The organism is Sulfolobus sp. E5-1-F (genome assembly GCF_009601705.1).
In the GTDB taxonomy this organism is placed as follows: Archaea; Thermoproteota; Thermoprotei_A; order Sulfolobales; family Sulfolobaceae; genus Saccharolobus.
Genome location: NZ_CP045687.1, coordinates 1,053,904 through 1,073,575 on the forward strand (window position 1 = coordinate 1,053,904; position 19,672 = coordinate 1,073,575).

General features: G+C 37.2%; 15 protein-coding genes and 1 pseudogene. 8 read left to right on the forward strand and 8 right to left on the reverse strand.

All coding sequences use genetic code 11. From position 1 onward, the window contains the following. Positions 1 to 10: 10 nt before the first annotated feature. A complete protein-coding gene (locus tag GFS03_RS05165; RefSeq protein ID WP_162000406.1) occupies positions 11 to 823 on the reverse strand; it encodes a hypothetical protein in 813 nt (270 codons plus the stop codon). A 275-nt stretch (positions 824 to 1,098) separates the two neighbouring features. Between GFS03_RS05165 and GFS03_RS05170 the strand changes: the two genes are divergently transcribed. From GFS03_RS05170 to GFS03_RS05190, 5 genes are all read left to right on the forward strand, one after another. Next, positions 1,099 to 2,475 (forward strand): MFS transporter, encoded by a 1,377-nt coding sequence (locus tag GFS03_RS05170; protein WP_153422819.1) that lies wholly within the window; start codon positions 1,099 to 1,101, stop codon positions 2,473 to 2,475. Positions 2,476 to 2,597: 122 nt separating this feature from the next. Further along, a complete protein-coding gene (locus tag GFS03_RS05175) occupies positions 2,598 to 3,575 on the forward strand; it encodes a hydroxyacid dehydrogenase (RefSeq protein WP_153422820.1) in 978 nt (325 codons plus the stop codon). A gap of 121 nt (positions 3,576 to 3,696) precedes the next feature. Further along, positions 3,697 to 5,766, forward strand: a complete 2,070-nt coding sequence (locus GFS03_RS05180; protein WP_153422821.1) for a xanthine dehydrogenase family protein molybdopterin-binding subunit — start codon at positions 3,697 to 3,699, stop codon at positions 5,764 to 5,766. A gap of 4 nt (positions 5,767 to 5,770) precedes the next feature. Next, positions 5,771 to 6,220 carry a GlcG/HbpS family heme-binding protein gene (locus GFS03_RS05185; RefSeq protein WP_153422822.1) on the forward strand — a complete coding sequence of 150 codons (450 nt, stop codon included), beginning with the start codon at positions 5,771 to 5,773 and terminating at the stop codon, positions 6,218 to 6,220. Between the two features lie 457 nt (positions 6,221 to 6,677). Then, entirely contained in the window at positions 6,678 to 6,971 is a 294-nt protein-coding gene (locus GFS03_RS05190; protein ID WP_153422823.1) for a hypothetical protein, read from the forward strand. Between the two features lie 809 nt (positions 6,972 to 7,780). On the opposite strand, the gene GFS03_RS05195 is transcribed toward GFS03_RS05190, so the two are convergent. From GFS03_RS05195 to GFS03_RS05220, 6 genes are all read right to left on the reverse strand, one after another. Further along, positions 7,781 to 8,293, reverse strand: a complete 513-nt coding sequence (locus GFS03_RS05195) for an aromatic-ring-hydroxylating dioxygenase subunit beta (RefSeq protein WP_153422824.1) — start codon at positions 8,291 to 8,293, stop codon at positions 7,781 to 7,783. Then, positions 8,290 to 9,606, reverse strand: a complete 1,317-nt coding sequence (locus GFS03_RS05200; protein WP_153422825.1) for an aromatic ring-hydroxylating oxygenase subunit alpha — start codon at positions 9,604 to 9,606, stop codon at positions 8,290 to 8,292. Before GFS03_RS05200 ends, GFS03_RS05195 begins: the two co-directional genes overlap by 4 nt. A gap of 67 nt (positions 9,607 to 9,673) precedes the next feature. Then, a complete protein-coding gene (locus GFS03_RS05205) occupies positions 9,674 to 11,110 on the reverse strand; it encodes a UbiD family decarboxylase (RefSeq protein ID WP_153422826.1) in 1,437 nt (478 codons plus the stop codon). Between the two features lie 16 nt (positions 11,111 to 11,126). Then, the gene (locus GFS03_RS05210) at positions 11,127 to 12,161 is read right to left on the reverse strand and encodes an NAD(P)-dependent alcohol dehydrogenase (RefSeq protein WP_153422827.1); all 1,035 of its coding nucleotides are present in this window, start codon (positions 12,159 to 12,161) and stop codon (positions 11,127 to 11,129) included. A 3-nt stretch (positions 12,162 to 12,164) separates the two neighbouring features. Then, positions 12,165 to 13,502: an MFS transporter gene (locus tag GFS03_RS05215; protein WP_153422828.1), complete on the reverse strand. Its 1,338-nt coding sequence runs from the start codon at positions 13,500 to 13,502 to the stop codon at positions 12,165 to 12,167. Between the two features lie 214 nt (positions 13,503 to 13,716). Next, entirely contained in the window at positions 13,717 to 14,370 is a 654-nt protein-coding gene (locus GFS03_RS05220) for a helix-turn-helix domain-containing protein (RefSeq protein ID WP_153422829.1), read from the reverse strand. 78 nt (positions 14,371 to 14,448) lie between these two features. On the opposite strand from GFS03_RS05220, the pseudogene GFS03_RS05225 reads away from it, so the two are divergent. From GFS03_RS05225 to GFS03_RS05235, 3 genes and pseudogenes are all read left to right on the forward strand, one after another. Further along, a pseudogene (locus GFS03_RS05225) lies at positions 14,449 to 16,199 on the forward strand (AMP-binding protein). A gap of 67 nt (positions 16,200 to 16,266) precedes the next feature. Then, positions 16,267 to 17,031: an enoyl-CoA hydratase/isomerase family protein gene (locus GFS03_RS05230; protein ID WP_153422830.1), complete on the forward strand. Its 765-nt coding sequence runs from the start codon at positions 16,267 to 16,269 to the stop codon at positions 17,029 to 17,031. Between the two features lie 2 nt (positions 17,032 to 17,033). Beyond that, positions 17,034 to 19,298 carry a xanthine dehydrogenase family protein molybdopterin-binding subunit gene (locus tag GFS03_RS05235; RefSeq protein ID WP_153422831.1) on the forward strand — a complete coding sequence of 755 codons (2,265 nt, stop codon included), beginning with the start codon at positions 17,034 to 17,036 and terminating at the stop codon, positions 19,296 to 19,298. Positions 19,299 to 19,545: 247 nt separating this feature from the next. On the opposite strand, the gene GFS03_RS13665 is transcribed toward GFS03_RS05235, so the two are convergent. Beyond that, a complete protein-coding gene (locus GFS03_RS13665) occupies positions 19,546 to 19,671 on the reverse strand; it encodes a hypothetical protein (protein ID WP_256365648.1) in 126 nt (41 codons plus the stop codon). Between the last annotated feature and the right edge of the window lies 1 nt (position 19,672).

The window sequence follows — 19,672 nt, forward strand, 5'->3', positions numbered from 1 at the left end:
AATTACTTTGTTATAATAAAAATCTTACTACTGCGTAATCTATATGATAAGTTATTTGTCTCTCTATTAGTTCAGCGGGCCTATTACCCACTGATCCTGCAGTTACTATCCAAGTCCTTAATTCTATGTTACCAGTTTCCTCAAGCTCTTCCGGAGTGAAATGGGTTAGTTCCTCTCCTTTGCCTTCTTTAAGCAGAGAAAGAATCTTATTGTCAGTCTCCACATCAATTTTACCGTAGTATGGTGTACCAGGGTAATGGGATAAGCCTCCAGTACCTATTATTGCGATTTTTTCATTACTAGGTCTCTTCTTTGCAATTATCTTTGCAATAGTCCTTCCTAACTCTAAAGCCCTTTTAGGGTGAATTTTTGGATCAACATTAGCGTTTACGTGTATTGGCACTATGGGGACTTTATTCTTTCTGAACATATACATTAATGGGACGTAAGCAGCGTGAGGTATTGCCACTCTTTGAGAGAATGACGGGTCAAATCCATTTTCCACTAAACCAAATAATATGTCTTTAGCAAGTTCGTAATTTATCTCGAACTTCGTTGTACCCCAGCCGGGAATGTGTGCTTCTGTCTCCCTATCAACAATAACATTTATGCTTGGGAAGTTTGTTAAGAAAAAGGTTTCAATGTGATCGGGGTAAATTATTATTAGGGAATCTGGATCGTTTTCGCTCATCTTTTCCCATAATTTCTTTAAGGCATCGTGAATCCTCTTTACTTGCTCTGCGTATATTGATGAATACTTGATTTCTTTTTTACTCAATTGTGGAGCATGAGACGAACATCCAGCGGCTACTATTTCTCCCATATATATCATTAATTACTTATTACCAGCATTTAAAAGCTTTGATGAAATATGTTAAATAAATATACATTGTAAAGCGGTTAGAATCTAATTAAGTATGGTGCTCATTGATGGTGATCAAACTAGTATTTATATATTTTTAAATAAAGATAATTAATGCATTCATCAAGTCGAATTTTTTTAATTCATTTTATCTATCGGAATGTTAAGTTAATTTTTGTAAGTGGGAAAAATTTGACCGAAAGCTTAATAAATAGTTTTTCAAAATAATACTTAGAATGGCTAAGGATACGTCTATATCGGGAGAAGGGGAAATAGAAGTAAGTCCAAAAGAGGTAAGAAACGTATTCCTAATATCTAGCATAGGGAATCTCATTGACTACTATGATTTCTTCGTGGCAGATATTGCTGCAGCACTAGTTTGGCCTTCATTGTTTATTAGTCCAGTTGTTTCAAACAATCCAAATCTTGCACTCGCAATAAGTCTAGCAACTTATGGAATAGCCTTTCTCGCAAGACCTTTAGGGGCTTTTATTTTCGGCCACTTAGGAGATAAAATTGGTAGACAGTCGACTCTTGTTTTAACTTTACTGCTATCATTTATAGGCGTTCTCGGTATCGCGTTATTGCCACCAATAGGACTAGCAGCAGTTATACTACTGTTTGTATTGAGATTCATAGTGGGATTAGGTTTTGGAGGAGAATGGGGAGGAGGTGCCACGTGGTATAGTGAATTCGCATATAAAATGGGTAGCTTGGGAACCTACAGTGCCTTATATAACATAATGGGGCAGATGGGTATTGTCGCTGCTTCACTTGGATTCACAGCCCTCTCATTATTATTGCCTGAACCCGCTATCGTTAGTTGGGGATGGAGATTGTTGTTTTACATTGCAGCGATAGTGCTAGTCGCTGGTGCCATAGTGAGATACCTCTTTAGAGAAAGTCCAGTATTCTTAAAACTGAAGAAAAAGGCTCAAGTAGCAAGATACCCAGCTGCCGAGGTTCTTAGACGTTATGGAGGAAAGGTACTACTGCTTGCGGGTAGTTGGTTCTATATAACTGCAATAATGAGTGGAATAACTGTAGCTTTCTCGGTTTCATACATAGTGACATTGGCTAAAGGAGGTCTTATAGGAGGTTTACCATCTCCAGCAGTAGCCTCATTAGGAGGTGCTATAGGGTTTATAGTAGCATTGTGGACTGCTACCTTAGCTGCTGGTATTTTATTAGATAAAAAGAAAATAAGGTCACCAAAAGTAGTCTTTTACATATCAACAACTGCTAGCGCAATAGCAGTTCCAATATTCTTCATACTTGCAAATACTTTGAGTTTACCATTAATAATGATAGCTTACATAATCCTAGTAACCGCTACAGTTCCCTCAACTGCAGTTCAAGCATATTGGTATACAAAAGAATTTGAAACTAAATACAGAGTATCAGGTGCTGGGTTAGCTTATCAATTTGGAGGACTGTTCTCCGGAATCTATACGACTTTTGTCTTGCCTCCAATAATAGCATTAGCACCCTCTATTTTGCAATCATGGCCTTATGTTGCGGCTAGTGCTGCTGCCGTTTCAATGATCAGTTTAATCTGTACTATTTTGGTGAAGGAAACTAAAGGTGATGATAAGGAGTTATATGAAAGGTAATTAAATAAATAAACAAATAAAAAGGACTGATCTTAATAGAGATATGCAAAGTCAAGTAAAGGTTTTTTCTTACTATGTTTCTAAAAATAAAAGTTAAAAACTAGGTATTCTTACTATTATTCATGAGCTCACATAAGCTCAAAGTCCTCGTTGAAAGAAGTATTTTTGAATCTAATTCAGAAAAAGTTAAAAAATATCTGGAAGAACTAAAGGAATTAGCAGATGTAGAGGCAATAGATCCTTATGCATCAAGGGATGAATGGTTGTCAAAGATTAAGGATGTTATTGCTATAATAAATAGGAAGGCTAAACTCGATAAGGAAATCCTTCAACATGCCAATTATTTGAGGCTTATTGCGAGAACTGGAGTCGGAGTTGACGAGACTAGGATTGATCTTGATGAAGCCAAGAGGAGGGGTATAATAATAACCTATAATCCGGGTGTAAACTCCCCATCAGTTGTCGAACTGACTTTCCTATTGGCATTAGCATTAATGAGAAAACTAACGAGGATTTATGATTTGGTAAAAGGTGGAAAATGGGTTGAAGCTCAAGGTATATTGGGTTGGGAGTTATATGGAAAGACCATGGGCATTATAGGTTTAGGAAATATAGGCAAGAGGGTGGCTAGAGTAGCTAAGGCCTTTGAAATGAGGGTAATAGGATATGATCCCTACGTAATTGAGAAACCTGCAGAGGTTGATGAAATGGCAGAGTTGAGAAGTTTACTTTCCATCAGCGACGTTGTTACTCTTCATATACCGTTAACTAAGGAGACTAAGGGGCTCATTGGTAGGAAAGAACTATTATTAATGAAGAAAAATGCCATAATTATAAACACTAGTAGGGGTGGTATAATAGATGAGGAAGCACTGTATGAGGCACTAGTCAATAAAACAATTGCTGGTGCAGGGTTGGATGTTTTGAGTGTAGAACCTCCCCTTGAAACAAATCCTTTGCTGAAGCTGGAGAACGTTATTATAACTCCTCACATAGGTGGTGTTACAGCCGAGGCGTTTGAAAGGGGTGCGGAAAACGCAATTTTAGAGGTTATGAGGTTCTTAAAAGGAGAGCCCCTTAAGAACGTATTCAAATATTGAATCCTTTCTCCCGTGATTTATTACTCTTCTGTGATCTGATTCTCTATGAAATTTATTGACGAGCCCTACAAAGCATAAAACACCATAAACTTTTTTACTTACGTATATGTAATTCATTATCATGAAACTGAAGGAACATTATGAAGTCATTACTGGAAAATCTACATATCTTGACGACATCAACTTAAAAGATACCGTATACTTAGGGATAGTTAGATCATCCTATGCTAGGGCTAGAATAGTGGATATCTCAAAGCCCTCTAAAGCGTTACTTTTCCTTACTTCAAAGGAACTCAAAGCGTTACTCCCTGCAACTCCCGTACAAAATGCCAATATAGTGAAAATGCCAGTTCTAGCTGATGGTATGGTCAATTTTTATGGTCAACCAATAGCTGCTGTAGTAGTTGAAGATAGATATGAGACTGAGGATATAGTAGAAGAAGTTAAGATAGACTATGAAGTGCTGCAACCAGTTGTAACGATCCAAGACTCATTAAAGGGTAATATAGTAATTCACCAAGGACTAAAGTCGAATATTGCATTAGATCAAGAACTTAAGGGAGGAGAGCTATCACTTGCTAAGGACGCTGATGTCGTCGTTGAAAGGGAGATATATCAAGAGAGAATTCCGGGAAATCCAATGGAACCTAGAGGTATTTTAGCCTATTACGACGGGGATAGATTATTAGTTTACGCTTCAACTCAATCCGCTTTCAGAGTGAGAAATAATCTTCAAGAAGCCTTGGGGATTCCTCCCGATAAAATAACAGTTATTGCACCACCAAACGTTGGAGGAGGATTTGGTAGTAAACTTAACTCACCTGCAGAGTATATTATAGCCGCTTACGCATCAATGAAATTAAGAAAACCTGTAAAGTGGATAGAAACCAGATATGAACATTTAATAGGTCTATCTCAAGGTAGAGGTGTTTTTGGAAAAGTTAAATTATACGGAAAGAAGGACGGTACATTATTAGGTATAGAGGGTGAAATAACGTTAAATTTAGGAGCATATGCGTATGCTATATCGTTAACAACTCCCTCATTTATTGCGAGTAATTTGACTGGCCCATATACTATGAAGTTTGCGAGAGTTAGAGCAATTGGTGTTTACACGAACTTACCTCCTTATGTAATCTATAGGGGAGCTGGTAGACCTGAGGCTACTCTGTTTCATGAAACGCTGATCGAGGACTTTGCAGAGAAAATAGGGATGGATTCCATTGAGATTAGAAGAAAGAACATGGTTAAAGAAGCATATGTCACTCCGTTAGGGTTAAAATTGGATAAGGCGGGTTATGCACAAGTTTTCGAAAAGGGCGTGGAATTATATAAGAGACTTAAAGAGATTTATAAGGATAAAGGAATTGGAGTTGCGTTCTTTGCGGAACTAATTAGAACTTCGCCCGGCGAAGGAGCTAAGGTAAGGGTAGGTAAGGGTAAGGTGGAGGTAATAGTTGGTTCTGGACATCACGGTCAAGCTTATCAGTCTTCCTTTAGTAACCTAATTCAAGAAACCTTTGGAATTGATGGGGATAAGGTAATTATAAGAACTGGAACCACTGAGGGTCTCAAAGAGGGAGTAGGAAGTTATGGTAGTAGAGCTGCTGCTGTAGGAGGATCTGCCATAATTGAGGCATTCAAGGCTTTGAACAAGAAGCTCACAGAGTTAAATATTTCATTAAAGGACGCAATTGAAGGTAATGAGATATATGAGGCTGAGGTTTACCTAAAAGCAGAAGATATCTTCACTCCTAGCTTCCATTTAGCTGTGGTTGATATTGATAAGGAAACTTACACGCCTAAAGTTATAGGGTTTTACGCTGTAGATGATGTGGGAAGGATTTTAGTAAAGGATGAGGTTGAAGGACAAATCGTGGGCGGAGCGTTACAAGGGATATCCCAGGTTACGTTAGAAGCTGCTGAATACGACGAGAATGGAGTACCGAAGTTCAGTTCAGTGAATGATGTTGGATTACCAACAGCTTTGGAGTCATTTAGGGAAGCTGAAGTTTACGAAGTTGAGGTACCTTCAGCGTTAAGTAGCGGTGCTAGAGGAGTAGGGGAATCTGGTACAATAGGGGGATTAGCTGCGACGTTCATAGCATTGGAGAAGCTTCTAAAAGTTAGGTTTAAGAGGACCCCTGTCACTTCTTCCTACATTAATGAGTTAATAGAAGGGAGGGAATGAATTCATGATAAGTGCTCCAAGGCTAACGCTAGATGAGGCTAAGATTTTAATTGAAGGAGGAGAATTAAAGGCAAAGGAATTAGGGATTAGTGTCAATATAGCAATTGTTGATGACGAAGGATACTTAATAGCATTTCATAGAATGGACGATGCTAGAATCATTGGTATAGAAACGGCCATTAATAAAGCATTCACATCTGCACTCTCGAGGAGACCTACCAGAGTTTACTCTGAGAGTGCCCAGCCGGGAAAGCCCTCCTATGGGATTCAAAACATGTTTAATGGCAGATTCACAATCTTAAAGGGAGGTTTACCAATAGAAGTTGATGGAAAAGTTATAGGAGGTATAGGAGTAGGGGGAGCCTATTCTTCTGATCAAGATGAGGAAATAGCTAGGGCAGCATTGAATTATCTTAAAAGTAAAACTGGACTAAATGTGAACACTAATGTTTAGTAAAAAACTATAACTCATGATTTTTGTAACGAAACTGGGATCTTTAGTTCTTAAAATTTGGATACGCAGTTTCAATTAGTTTAATACATAAAGTAGATCTTTTTCCATAGTTAAGTGATTCAATCCATGTCAAGGGTCCCTTAATTATTTAAGTATTCAAAAATGTGCTTTATGACCATAGAGTTATACAAAAATTTACAATTAATTATTATTAGTCTTGCATACGAGTAAAAACAAAAGAGATCGAAGCAAATGCGAAGAAAAACGTTATCACTTCTTATGGGTAGTAAATTCACATTAAGGATTAGCTTAGAAAATGCCGTAAATTATTTTATTTTTCACAAAAAACCCCTTTGCCTATAGTTTCATTCTATATATTGAAGAGACTTCCAAGGTAAGCTCGATAGAAAAGCTTAATATACTAAATTATTATATAATCTCTCACAAGGAGATCAACATGGTAGTGTATTTTACCTTTCCAGATATATCTAGGTATAAGATACATAAGTTAATATATGATCTAAGGGATAACAAGGAATTAAGGGAGAGATTTAGGAAAAATCCACAAGAAGTAATGAAGGAGTACGGTTTGTCAGAAGAAGAAATGAATGTCTTATTGAGAGCTGACCCAGAAGAAATGTTCAGATATGGCATAAATCCGTACATGATCCACGATTACAGACTCGTGGTTTTAGGGTTAGGGGATAGACCCGTAGAAGAACAAGTAGTTTATAAGGAAAACAGGAAGTAATTTTCTATAAAGTCATTCAATTTTTTTATACATTTGTTATATTTAGATCCGATTAGTTGATCTATTAAATATTTTTCGATATAGCTACTGTTATCTTTATTTCAACGAATAATCAGATCTAAAATTTATGTTTAAAAATACAGTAGAGAGCTTAAGAAAATTAGCAGATCCGAACAACATTTCCGAACATTTATTTATGGAGATGCTATTGTAGTCAGAAATATTTCTAATTGTACGTATCCATATAGAGTGGAAATAATGATACTATTATAGTTTTATCGAACGCCTAATTTGGTTAGTTACTGCTTTGTAGAGCTCTTTAATAAATTTCAATAGAATTATATCATAGAGTGATAAAGAATAAACAATTTTATCACATTTCATTACGCTAACCCTTAGCTCAACTCCCAATGAAGTTAGCCATATGAGTCATCGAAGCATAGGCCCAAGATCGCGTCCTCATCATACTTGTTCCGATCCCTCATGTATCTCCTCTTACTCATACGAAATACTCTGGATAATAAATAGGTTTTTGTATAATTTTGAAGTTAACCACAACACAGTCAGTCACAAAATCATTATTATACTTTTTTAAAATTTACCTATTATATCCTTTAGTCTTTGGAAATGAATTAATAACTACACTGTAGTAATAGAAAACTTCCACGTTATGAGTACTCTAGCAGTTAAAAGTATATTTGGACGTACTTTGCATATATATAAGTTGAGGTTCTAACCTATAAATATCACTCCTAAAGTATAAGTAGAGAAAAAAAGATATTTAAATAGAAGGCTCACTTGATAACGGGCTATAGGGGAAAGTAGAGATTATATGACGGATAACTGGTTGAGTCTAAATACACTATCCTTTTCACAATCTTAACCTCATTATCGCCATAGATCCTAAGCGTATCTTCTCTCTTACCAGAGATTAAAGTAGGGTATTCTTTTATATCTTCGGCGTTAAACCTTAAGACTAAGATATTACTTGTCACGTAAACTACGTTATTTTCTTTACGCTCTAGTATCCTTATATTCCCAACTATTCTCCTTGTTTTTGTTTGTGCATATTGATAACTCCATCCATAACTTGAAAGTAACCTATCAATAAACAATTTCCATTTACTTTTGTCAGCGTAGAAAAGAAGTTTCCTATTGCTGAAATCTAATTTCTTCCCTTGTCTAGTTTCACCCTCTATAATATAATATTCGTAATCGTCGTCTAATAGCATTAACCACCTATTGTAATCTTCTGCATCTAGCAACTCCGCCTCTGTAATCTCGAAATTATAAATATGATAAAAGAGTTCTTGAATGTTCATTTTTCCTCCCCCAACATCTCCATTATCCATCTTTTCCAAAAGGTTCTTTGACATTCTTCATGGAATTGTGTCGGCCTTACTATTCCCGGCCCTTCCCACCCTTCTAATGGTTGTAGATCAGGCTCAGCCTTAAGATTGGTGATATTCATTTTAGCAAAATATCCCCTTGAAACTTGAGTTATACCACGCCATATACTTGTATCATCTTGCTCTGCAGCGCCACTTGGACCGAAATGTGATACCGTTATTTCGTAAACCCTTTTAGCTATTTCATCCGGTGTATCTTTGGGAACTATAACCCAAGTTTGAATGAGTGTCTTATCCGGTCCTAATGGTTGCCATACCCTTAAAAGAGATACTGGTGCTCTGTCTTTTCTCGATCCATCTGAAGAGTCTGCTGCAATGAAGCCGGATAAGTTAGGAAAAATTGTAAATACTGTGTGAGATATTTTCTTTAATAGTGTCTCCCTACGATCATTGAATGAAATATTTATCTTAAACCCGAAATAACCTGGAATATGCTCACCAGGAGTAAATCTAAACCCAAATGCTCCTATAACCTTCCCCTCTACATCCTTAAGATCTGCAATAGAGACCTCGTTTAAACCGGGTGTAATGTAACCGAATCTAGATACTGGACTTGCGAATCCGAATTCTGCTACTGTTTTATGTGTGACTACTGTATGTAGTCTATCTTCAGAAAAATTCTCTGCTCCAATTTTCCAGTTGAAGTCAGCTGTGAACTTGAATGGAGTGTTTATCGGTCTCATTCTACCAGTTAGTTTAAATATTATATCTAAATAGTACTTCGCTTCCCCTAAATACTCGTTTAAGCTTATCTTTGGATTTTCACTCCCAAATATTAGGTTTTCATATTGTTGCACTTTTATTTCAATTAAACCCCATTTTTCTAGGTCTAGATTCTTGTAGATCCTCTCACGTAGAGGAACACCTATTAGTTTTCCCTTGTTATTATATGACCAACCGTGATACGGACAAGTGAATATCTTCGCGTTTCCGTATTCACTAGTGCAGATCATTGTTCCTCTGTGTCTACAGCTATTGAAGAATGCCCTTATTTTACCATCCTCTCCCCTAATTACGATAAATGGATCTGGACCAATATATCTCACCATGTAATCTCCTTCATTTGGTATCTCTTCTTCAAATCCTAGAAATATCCAACTTCTTGAGAAGATATTCTCTAGCTCGAGCTCATATATTTGATAATCGTTAATTACTTTTAATGGGATTTCATATTGTTGAGCTGTGAAGGAGTCCCTTATCTTCTTTAACATCTCATATATGCTCATACTGAGTATATGTTATAGGTTATAAAGGTATAAAAAATTTTTTAGTATACAATCGAGAAAAATTACATTAAGGTGAAAATACGTGGCTAAACTTTTTTGTGACTTTTTCTACCAATTCCTCATTAGGTTTAACCTCAACTGGAAACTGATTTCTTATTAGCTTGTCAAAGGGCTTTACTGCATAGATAATTGCTCTAGAGGAGACGTATTCCTTTACGTTCTCTTTTCTTTCAGCCATTGGATCTAGGGGCGTGCTATTAACGTTCTTAATAACATCTATGGTTATAGATGGGTCTGACCTAGTACATATTGCCCATATTACTTGATTTAAATCTGAAGGATCTATATCTTCATCTACGATAATTATGTATCTCCCACCATAGGACGCTAAAGGAGATGTTGCAATTAAATGCCCTACCATAGTTGCGTGTCCTGCAAAAGTTTGCTTAATTGATATAACTATAAATGCCCTAGAGAACCCTACTTCATGTGCCCAAACTCCCTTTACGTTTGGAACTCCAGCTCTTTCTAGGAAATCCCAGATCATCGCGGATCTAATTGGACATCTAAGATATGAATAATCATAGGGTGGTATACTGGGGGCTGTGCCTAGAAGGATTGGATCTTGCCTATAATATACCCTTTTGATTTCTATAAGCGGACTCTTCATTTTACCTCCAGCGTAATATCCCATGAATTCACCGAAAGGTCCTTCATCAGTTACTTCTCCGGTTATATAACCTTCAACAGCTATTTCACTTTCCGCAGGTATTGGTAATCCAGTAACTTCACCCCTAAATACTTTCACCCTTTCTCCCACCACTGCTCCAGCGAAATTATATTCTGATACTCCATAAGGAACTTCCATCCCCGCAAAGATGAAGAGCGATAGTGGAGGGCCAAAGGAAATCGCTATTGGTGCTTTTCTTCCCTGTTTAAGATATTTCTCGATGTGCAATCGCCCGTGATGACTAGCTTCTATAAAGATTGCTAATTTGTTCCTATCAACTAACATTACCCTGTAAGCTCCTACATTAATCCAATCCGAGTCCGGATCCTTAGTTATCACAGCATCTGCAGTACCAATATATCTTCCTCCATCTAATTCGTGCCATTTGGGTGCTGGAAACTTGAATAAATTTACGTTTTCCTCTTTATCTACGTTCTCTAAAAAAGGGCTATCTGAGACTTCTATGGGATCGTAACTCTTATACTCTCTACTCGCGTAGTTTAATCTCTCCCTTAATTTCGTAACAAGTTGGATGTCATTTAAATTAGAGGAAAAACCTAAGGCTAAGCCAACTCTCTTAGAATCTAGGAGGGTCCCCGTTAGCACTCTAAATCCCTTAGGGTAATCTACGATCTCGTCAAACAGTAAAGTATATTTCTTCCTTTTTGCGTTAAGGTCGGTTATTGCGCCTATCTCTAAATTCCAGTGAGCTCCCCTCACCTCTCTTAAGAGGTTTAACTTTTCGACTTCTTCAATGAATCTTCTTATTTCCATACTCTATTTTCTCGTTTCAAGGTATTAATACTTGTCTTCCAGTTACCTTATTTTTTTCAAGATTATCCAATGCTTCATTAGCTTTCTCTAGCCTTAGTTTAGTGACAACTGGTTTTATTCTCCCGTTTTCGGCAAGACTTACGACTTCCAAAAATTCCTTTCTGTTTCCGGTTAGTGTACCTATGAATTGCCATCCCATTGAATGTAATTTTAATCCGGCCTCATTGGGTAAACCCCCACCAAATGTTCCCACTTTGATGTACCTCCCCAATTTAGCTAAAAATGTATAGTAACTTTTAATCGTGTTTTCTGAACCCACGAAATCTATTATGGCATCTACACCTCTTCCATTTGTTATTTTAAGCACTTCTTGGTATACTTCTTTTCCACCGTTTAAAGTGTAGTCAGCTCCGAGTTTTGAGGCTAATTCTAGTCCCTCTTCGTTGATATCTATAGCTATAATTGTGGAACCATAAAGTGCTCTAATTATTTGCACTCCCATACTTCCTAATCCTCCCCCAGCTCCAATTATCGCTACGTAACTAGATGGATTTAACTTAGCTAGTTTACTCGCCCTATATGCTGTAATTCCAGCACAAGCTAATGGTGCTGCTTCATATGGTAAGAGATTTTTTATTTTATACACGTAATTGTGAGTTGAAAGTACGTATTCTTGAAAACCACCATCTGTCGTAATACCTAACCACGTAGGTGAGTCGCAGTATTGGTCTTCTCCTATTTTGCAGTAGAAACAATTTCCCTCACCTTGCCAAGGGTTTATAATAACTTTATCACCTTTAGCTAATCCAACAACTTCATCTCCTATTTCCTCTACAATTCCAGCTATTTCATGCCCAGGTATAAGAGGGAGTTTTGGTGGATTTACATTAATCCTCTTATAAATTATTCCACTTCTCACTGAAACGTCTGTGTGGCACACTCCAGCTGCTTGTACTCTTACCAATACTTGATTTGATTTAGGCCTAGGAATCTCATAGATATCTGTTAGCTCTAATGGTTTCCCAAACTCTACAATTCTCATCGCTTTCATTACTTATTTCGCCTTTTCTTTCTCCATTAATTCTAGCTCCTTCGAGATGTTTCCCTTTGTCTCTTTAGTTAGAATAGATCCTATTAGTATGATTGCAGCTGTGAAGAGTAATGCTGAAAACATTAGCATTGGAAATCTGGATATCCCTCCCACTTCAGCAAGAATTAAGCTTATAATCGTTGGTGATGCACCACCTATTGCAAATCCGGTATTCCACGTAAATGCTACTCCAGTACCCCTAATATTAGTTGGATAGAGTTCATTTAAGTAAACCATGACTATACCACCACCAAAGTCGCTTAAAAGGGATATGAGGAATGTGGCTAGAATTATCTCTCCTAAAGCGTTTGCTGAAAGGGATCCTAAATAAAGATATAGTGGGGAGATGACTATCACTATAACTCCACCTATTATCGACATTAACTTTCTCCCTATGTGCTGTGAGATCTCACCTCCTAATGTTGGTCCGATTAACATACCAACAGAGGCAATGAGCATTGTGATTCCAATCTCAGCTTTAGACAGTCCGTTAACCTTGCTTAAAAACGTCGGGAGCAATCCTTGTGTTAGATAGTACATTAGCGCCCATCCTACAGTGATAATTAAGGCTATACCGAATACTTTACGATATCTTGAAGAAAACAGTTCTCTTACGGGAGTTTTTACGGGTTTTAATCTCTCCTTAGCTCTTTGCCACGTCTCAGATTCTGGCACTAAATAGCTCACGAATGCTAGAACTACTAACGGGAGAAGTCCTCCAAAGAACATAACTCTCCATCCCCATACTAGATATGAAGAGCCAGGGAATAGTAATGCAGTTAAATAAAACCAAGCGGAAGCGATTAGGTAAGCTGCTCCTGCAGCACTAAAACCTATTCCGCCAACCCATCCCCTATGCCTCTCTGGAACTGATTCTGGACCAATTGTGTGACTTCCTGCCGTTATACCACCTACAAAGAATCCCTCCGCTAGCCTTAATATGATTAGTAATATTGGAGCTATTACACCTGCTGCTTCGTAAGTGGGTAATGCTCCTTGTAAAGTTGCAGTGATTGAAAGTGCGATAATTCCATATATTATGGCTTTCTTTCTACCTAACTTATCTGAAATGTTATTCCCAAAGTATACTGCACCAACTGGCCTCATGAGGAATGAGGTTAAAAACCCAGCGTATGTGGCAGCTATTGACAATAATACTACCTTGGAGGGAAAGAATAGTCCCGCAATGTATGGAGTTACTAGTAGAATGCTAAAAAGGTCATATAGGTCAAATGTCCATGTGAAGAATGTGGCTAATATCCACTTTATATGCTTACCAGTTAACTTATCATTTGGTTTCATAACTTACTACCCTCTACTTTAATTAACTTATGTACTTTTTTATAAACCTTACTTGGAATAAGTGTAATTTAAAAATAATAAAAGTTATCTTAAATGTTTATTACATATCAACTTCATCAAATTGGTTAGATTTTTTAATAGGTTGGATCCAACTCTTTTTAATTAGAGGAGAATCCTAAAAATAGGTATTAATGGGGAGGTAGTATTAGTATTATTACTCTCCAAAAGAGCGAGTCTTTTTCAGAAAACTACCAATTACTTTTCTCTCCGCATTCCTTAAATGATAGATCAGGGTCGACTGCTTTATTCCTAACATTTTGGCTAGTTCGTCAGATTTTATCCTTCTAGGGTAATCAAAGTAACCGTTTTCGTAAGCGAGTGATAAGGCCTTTAACTCACTGTCACTTAAGGTAGTGGCTATTGGTATGAAATCACTGACATTCACGTTTTCTATTTCTGCTACTTCATCCAACTCCTTCAGAGTCTTATTGATCTTATGCTCGTATATGAGGAAGTTCCATATTTCCCCACCATTATATTTAGCCGTATTTAATACTATGCCATTATTTTCAGCTATTACGGAGAAAATTGAGTTATCGTAGTCTCTAGCGAGATCCACAAGTATTTTATTATAATACCTATATACGTTAAAAATGTCCCTTATTCTTCCCTCAAACTTAAGCTTTGCTATTTGCTTATAACTTTTTTCTGTAGATACTAGGAATACTCTTAAAAGGTTCTTCTCCTCGTAGGGAATTAAATTTAATATATCCACTATATCATCTTCAAGGTAGTATTTACTCCAGCAGTTCTCATGAATTAGATAAAGGCTAACCAGTTTTACGGGATAGCTATTGAAATTTCTCATATGATAATATATTGAGTCTGGAGCTTATAAACTATTTTATGCTAAATATATAATAAAGAGATCATTTTGGCTAAATTAATGTGGGAAAGGAAAAGATATATAAATAGGAGAGGTTTTTAATGTATATGAGAAACATGGTGGAGATTATAAAGGAGAAGAAGATTGTTTTAAGACCTAATCTGGAAAACTATGAGGAAATTAGGAAAAATTTTAGCTGGAATAACGTAAGAAATGAGTTAAATTACTATGGTAATGTTAACGCAGCTGAACTGGCAATACGTAAGAGAGGTGAACTAGAAGATAAATACGGTATCCTTTGGGTTAGTGAAGAGGGAGAAAGAAGAAAATATACTTTTAGAGAATTGGAAAAAAGAGGTGCCATATTTAGAAGAGTGTTAGAGGATAATGGAGTAAGGAGTGGTGATAGAGTAGTCGTTATGTCTAAAAGGGTCCCAGCGCTCTATTTTTCCTTTATAGCAATAGGAATGTTGGGTGGCGTTATACTTCCCATTTTCTCCACATTTGGTGAAGACGCAATAAGGTATAGGGTTGAAAATAGTGGTGCTAAGGTTGCAATAGTGCACGAGTCGTTAGTGGAAAAGTTTAGGAACATTCATGGGATTAAAATTTTGAAGATTACTGATGATGGTATAGAAGGAGAAAGCAATAGGGGAGTTGATATTTCATATACTAAGAGGTCTATTGATGATCCCTTTTTGATCTTATATACCTCTGGGACTACAGGAAAGCCTAAAGGTATTTGGCACTCTCAAGATATATTGACGTTTTACTATGTATCGGGAAAATACCATTTCGATATGCATCCTCAAGATGTATTCTGGCATACTGGAGATCCTGCGTGGGTAGCTGGATTTGCTGGAGTTTGGACCGCATGGGTTAATGGTATACCGTTAGTCTCCTACGAGGGTAGGTTTAAAGCTGATACGTGGTATAGTATTATTCAAGAGCATAAGGTTTCGGTAATTTCAACTGCCCCAACTGCCTTAAGGTTATTGAAAAAGGAGGGATTAGAATTAGCCAAAAAGTACGATCTCTCCTCAGTTAGGTTTATCCACGCTGGGGGAGAGTACGTTGATCCAGACACCGTGAAAGTTGGAATCGAGTTATTCGGCGTTCCAGTTCATGATGGATATGGACAAACGGAAACTGCAACTTACGTTATCGCTAACTTCATTTCAATGCCAATAAAGGTTGGTTCCATGGGAAAACCTCTTCCTGGAGTCGAGGCTGTAATAGTGGACGAAAATGGGAATCCACTCCCTCCTAATACACAAGGTATACTAGCTCTAAAACCAGATTTTCCAGCCATGGCAAGAGGTATATGGGGAGACGAGGAGAGATGGAGACGTAATTTCAAGAATGGATATTACTTAACTGGAGACACAGCGTATGTTGATGAAGATGGATACTTCTGGTATTTAGGGAGATCCGATGACGTGATTAAGGTTTCTGGATATAGAGTTAGTCCAATAGAGATAGAGAGCGTAATTTCGACTCACCCAGCTGTAGCAGAAGCCGGAGTGATAGCTTTAGAGGATCCAGTTAGAGGTCATAAGATCAAGGCATATATAGTTCTCAAGAGGGACTACGAGCCATCCGAAGAGCTTAAACAACAGATCCAAAACTACGTTAAAGAGAGATTGGCAGCTCATATGGTACCTAAAGAGATAGAATTTGTAAGCGAATTACCACACACATTGAGTGGAAAAATAATGAGGAGGGTATTAAAGGCTATGGAGAGTGGTAGGGAGGTAGGTGATATAAGTACATTGGAAAATCCAGAAATTGTAAAGAAATCAAAACAATAATAAAACCACTGTAGCTAAAGAAAAACTTAAATATTTGATTATCAATTTTAGAATCGTGTGATGATGAATGATAAAGGTTGAATTAGAAAAGGAAAATAAGATAGGTAAAATATTAATAGATAGACAAGAGAAGATGAACGCAATAACTGTAGCAATGAGAAGGGAGATTGGAGAGAAGATACTCGAGTTGGAAAAGAATCAGGATGTAAGGGTAATAATCGTGAGAGGAGTAGGTGGTAAGGCATTTAGTTCTGGTGGAGACATTAGTGAGTTCTTATCATTAACCCCAGAAATCCTACTAGACTGGGGAGAAGATATCTCATCTTCAGAGCGAATTACTAAGCCTGTAATAGCTGCAATAGATGGATACACGTTTGGGGCTGGTTTAGAATTAGCGTTATCATGTGATATAAGGATAGCCACACCCAGAAGTGAATTTAGCTTTCCTGAAATAAGATTAGGAATGGTCCCTGCTAGTGGAGGGATAACTAGAATAGTGAAAATGTTAGGTGTCTCCAGGGCAACATATATGTTAATGTTAGGAAAGAGATTAGACGCTCAAACAGCACTACAGTGGGGAATAGTGCACGAGGTTGTAGAACCAGAGAAATTAGATGAGAGAGTGATGGAAATAGCCAAGGATTTAGCAAGCTTATCACCATTAGCGCTTAAAGCCTTAAAGAAAGTGATTAGAGAGATAGCTGATTCACCGTTCTATGCTGGATTTGATATAGAGAGAAAAACCTTTGGTTTGCTCAGATATAGTGATGACTTCAAAGAGGGTGTAGAGTCCTTCTTAAACAAGAGAAAGGCCAAATTTAATGGTAGATAATAATGTTTAAGGAAGGGTTACGGTTTGTAAAAGGAGAAGGCAATTACATAGACGATTTTGTATTAAAAGAGGTAAAAAATTATTTTTCTGCCTCGATAGTTAGATCTCCCTATGCTCATGCTAAGATAAGATCTATAGATAAAAGTGATGCAGAGAAGTTGAGTGGGGTTATAAAGGTAATTACGTTTGACGATATAAAGAATCTCTTAGATCCCTTTCCCCTCTCTTTGGACATAAATTTAGAGTTCTATCCTATAGCTAGAGATAAGGTTGTATATTACGGTGAACCAATAGCAATTATTATAGCGAAGGACGATTACGTTGCTGAAGACGCTAAAGAGCTAATACAGATAGACTACGAACCTCAGAAACCAATAGTCAATATAGAAGATGCTATAAATAGTGAACCTATTCATTCTACTCTGAAATCTAACGTTATATTAGATAAAACTCTTACTTACGGAAGATTTGAAGATGAAGTCAAGAAATCACCTATAGTAATAGAGGAAACAATTAGGTTTCCAAGATATTCTTCGTCTCCTCTAGAAACCTACGGAATTTTAGCTAGATATAACGGAGAAGAGTACGAAATTTTTTCTAATTTTCAAGGTCCATTTACTGTTCATTACTTACTTAGTAAGGCATTGAAGTCTAAAGTAGTATTAAAAGGACCACGTGACATAGGAGGATCTTTTGGTATAAAGAGCGCAATCTACCCATACATGGCATTGATAGCTGTAGCGAGTAGAGTGGTAAAAAGACCAGTTAGGTGGATTGAAACTAGGAGTGAACATGTAACCTCAAGTTCTGTAGGAGCTGAAAGGAAGTCAATGATTAGAATATATGGTGACAAGGAAGGGATAATTCACGCCATAGAAATGGATCTTATTGATAACTTGGGAGCATATCCAAGACCTCCAGAACCGGGTAATTTGCTTAGGAATCATGGAAATTTAACTGGGGCTTACGATATTAAAGGATTAAAAGTAAGATATAGGGCAGTTTTAACCAATACCGTACCTACTGGGTTGAATAGAGGTTATGGAGGACCTCATTTATATTTTGCCTTAGAAACTGCCATGGATAGCTTTGCTAGGGAGATAGGCGTAGATCCAATTGATGTAAGATTAAAAAACGTATTCAAGACAATACCCTATGAGACATTAACCGGAGGTAGGTATGACGGTTTTAGTTGTTATAACGTATTAAAGAAAATGAAGGAAATATACGAGAAGATTAAGGGAGAAAAGGAAAATGTAGGTATAGGTATATCACTTGTAGTTGAACCCTCTGGGACTAATATAGGCTATTTAGATTTGGCTAGAGAAAGTAAGGATTATTTGCCTAAGTCCGCAGCCCAAGATGTCGTTATAGTACAGATAGACCCCTATGGGAAGGTTAAGGTCTTGGTAAACGGAACAAATGAAGGGCAAGGGCATGAAACAGTAATTTCCGAAGTCGTATCTAAAAGACTGGGTGTAAATCCAGATGACGTAGAAGTAATATACAGTGTTGATACTGATAGACCGTGGGTAGTCTCATCAGGTAGTTACTCAAGTAGATTTACTCCAATTATAGTTCAAGCATTAAATAACGCATTGGACCAATTGGAGAGTAGATTACTCTCCGCTGCATCTGAAATTTTAGCCGTACAGAAATCTGAGCTAAGGATAGACAATGGTAAAGTAAGGACAATTTCTGGAAATAAATCAATTTCTCTGAGACACTTAATTGGGACGTTTTACTGGGACCCTGCGAAGCTGAAGGGGATAGAGGGGGGTTTAGTTGCAGTAGGCTATTTCCAGTCTCCTTATGCTGATGATATTAAAGAGGGCAAAATAAATTCCTCAATTTCTTATGGTTGCATGGGTCATATAGTTGAGGTTATGCTAGACGAAACCGACATACCGAGAATATTAAGGTATGTAGTAGTACATGATGCTGGTAAGATATTGAATGAAAATTTCGCAAGAGGACAGATTATAGGCTCTACTTTTCACGGAATTGAGGTATCATTATTCGCATCGTTAGAGTATAATGAGGAAGGTATTCCTATAACTCAGACATTTGCGGAATACGGCGTAATGACTGCGATGGAATCACCTAAGGTGGAAATAGAGCATTTGGAGAGTGATAGTAACCATTTAGCCGGATTGGGAGAAGGAGGTACTATGGCTGCACCACCAGCAATATTTAATGCGATTAGATCCCTCGTTGAAGTTAAGAATATACCACTATTCCTTGAACTAACCAGTAAGAGGAAATAGTTGGATAGTGTAATAATACCTTAAAATCCTAATTTTGTCATTATCATGGACTTTAAGTGACATAATTACCTATAGATCAAGACAGCTAATTGTGGAAACCTCTATTCTGGTACAATTTTACTATAATATTAAGATGACTGCATGAGAACACACTCCCACTTAATCCTACAGTTATTTAGAATTCCGGATCGAGCCCAATTAGATATCAAAGTCCGATAGACCTAAGGTAATCTCTGGAATTCATCTATTACGACAATTCCTCCCTTTCCTGAGAATGGATTTTATCTCCTCTAATCCTTTCTCCAGTTCTAGTCTTATCATGAGTCAATGCGTTCCTTACGTCACTTATGATAATGTAAAAGCCGAATTTCACG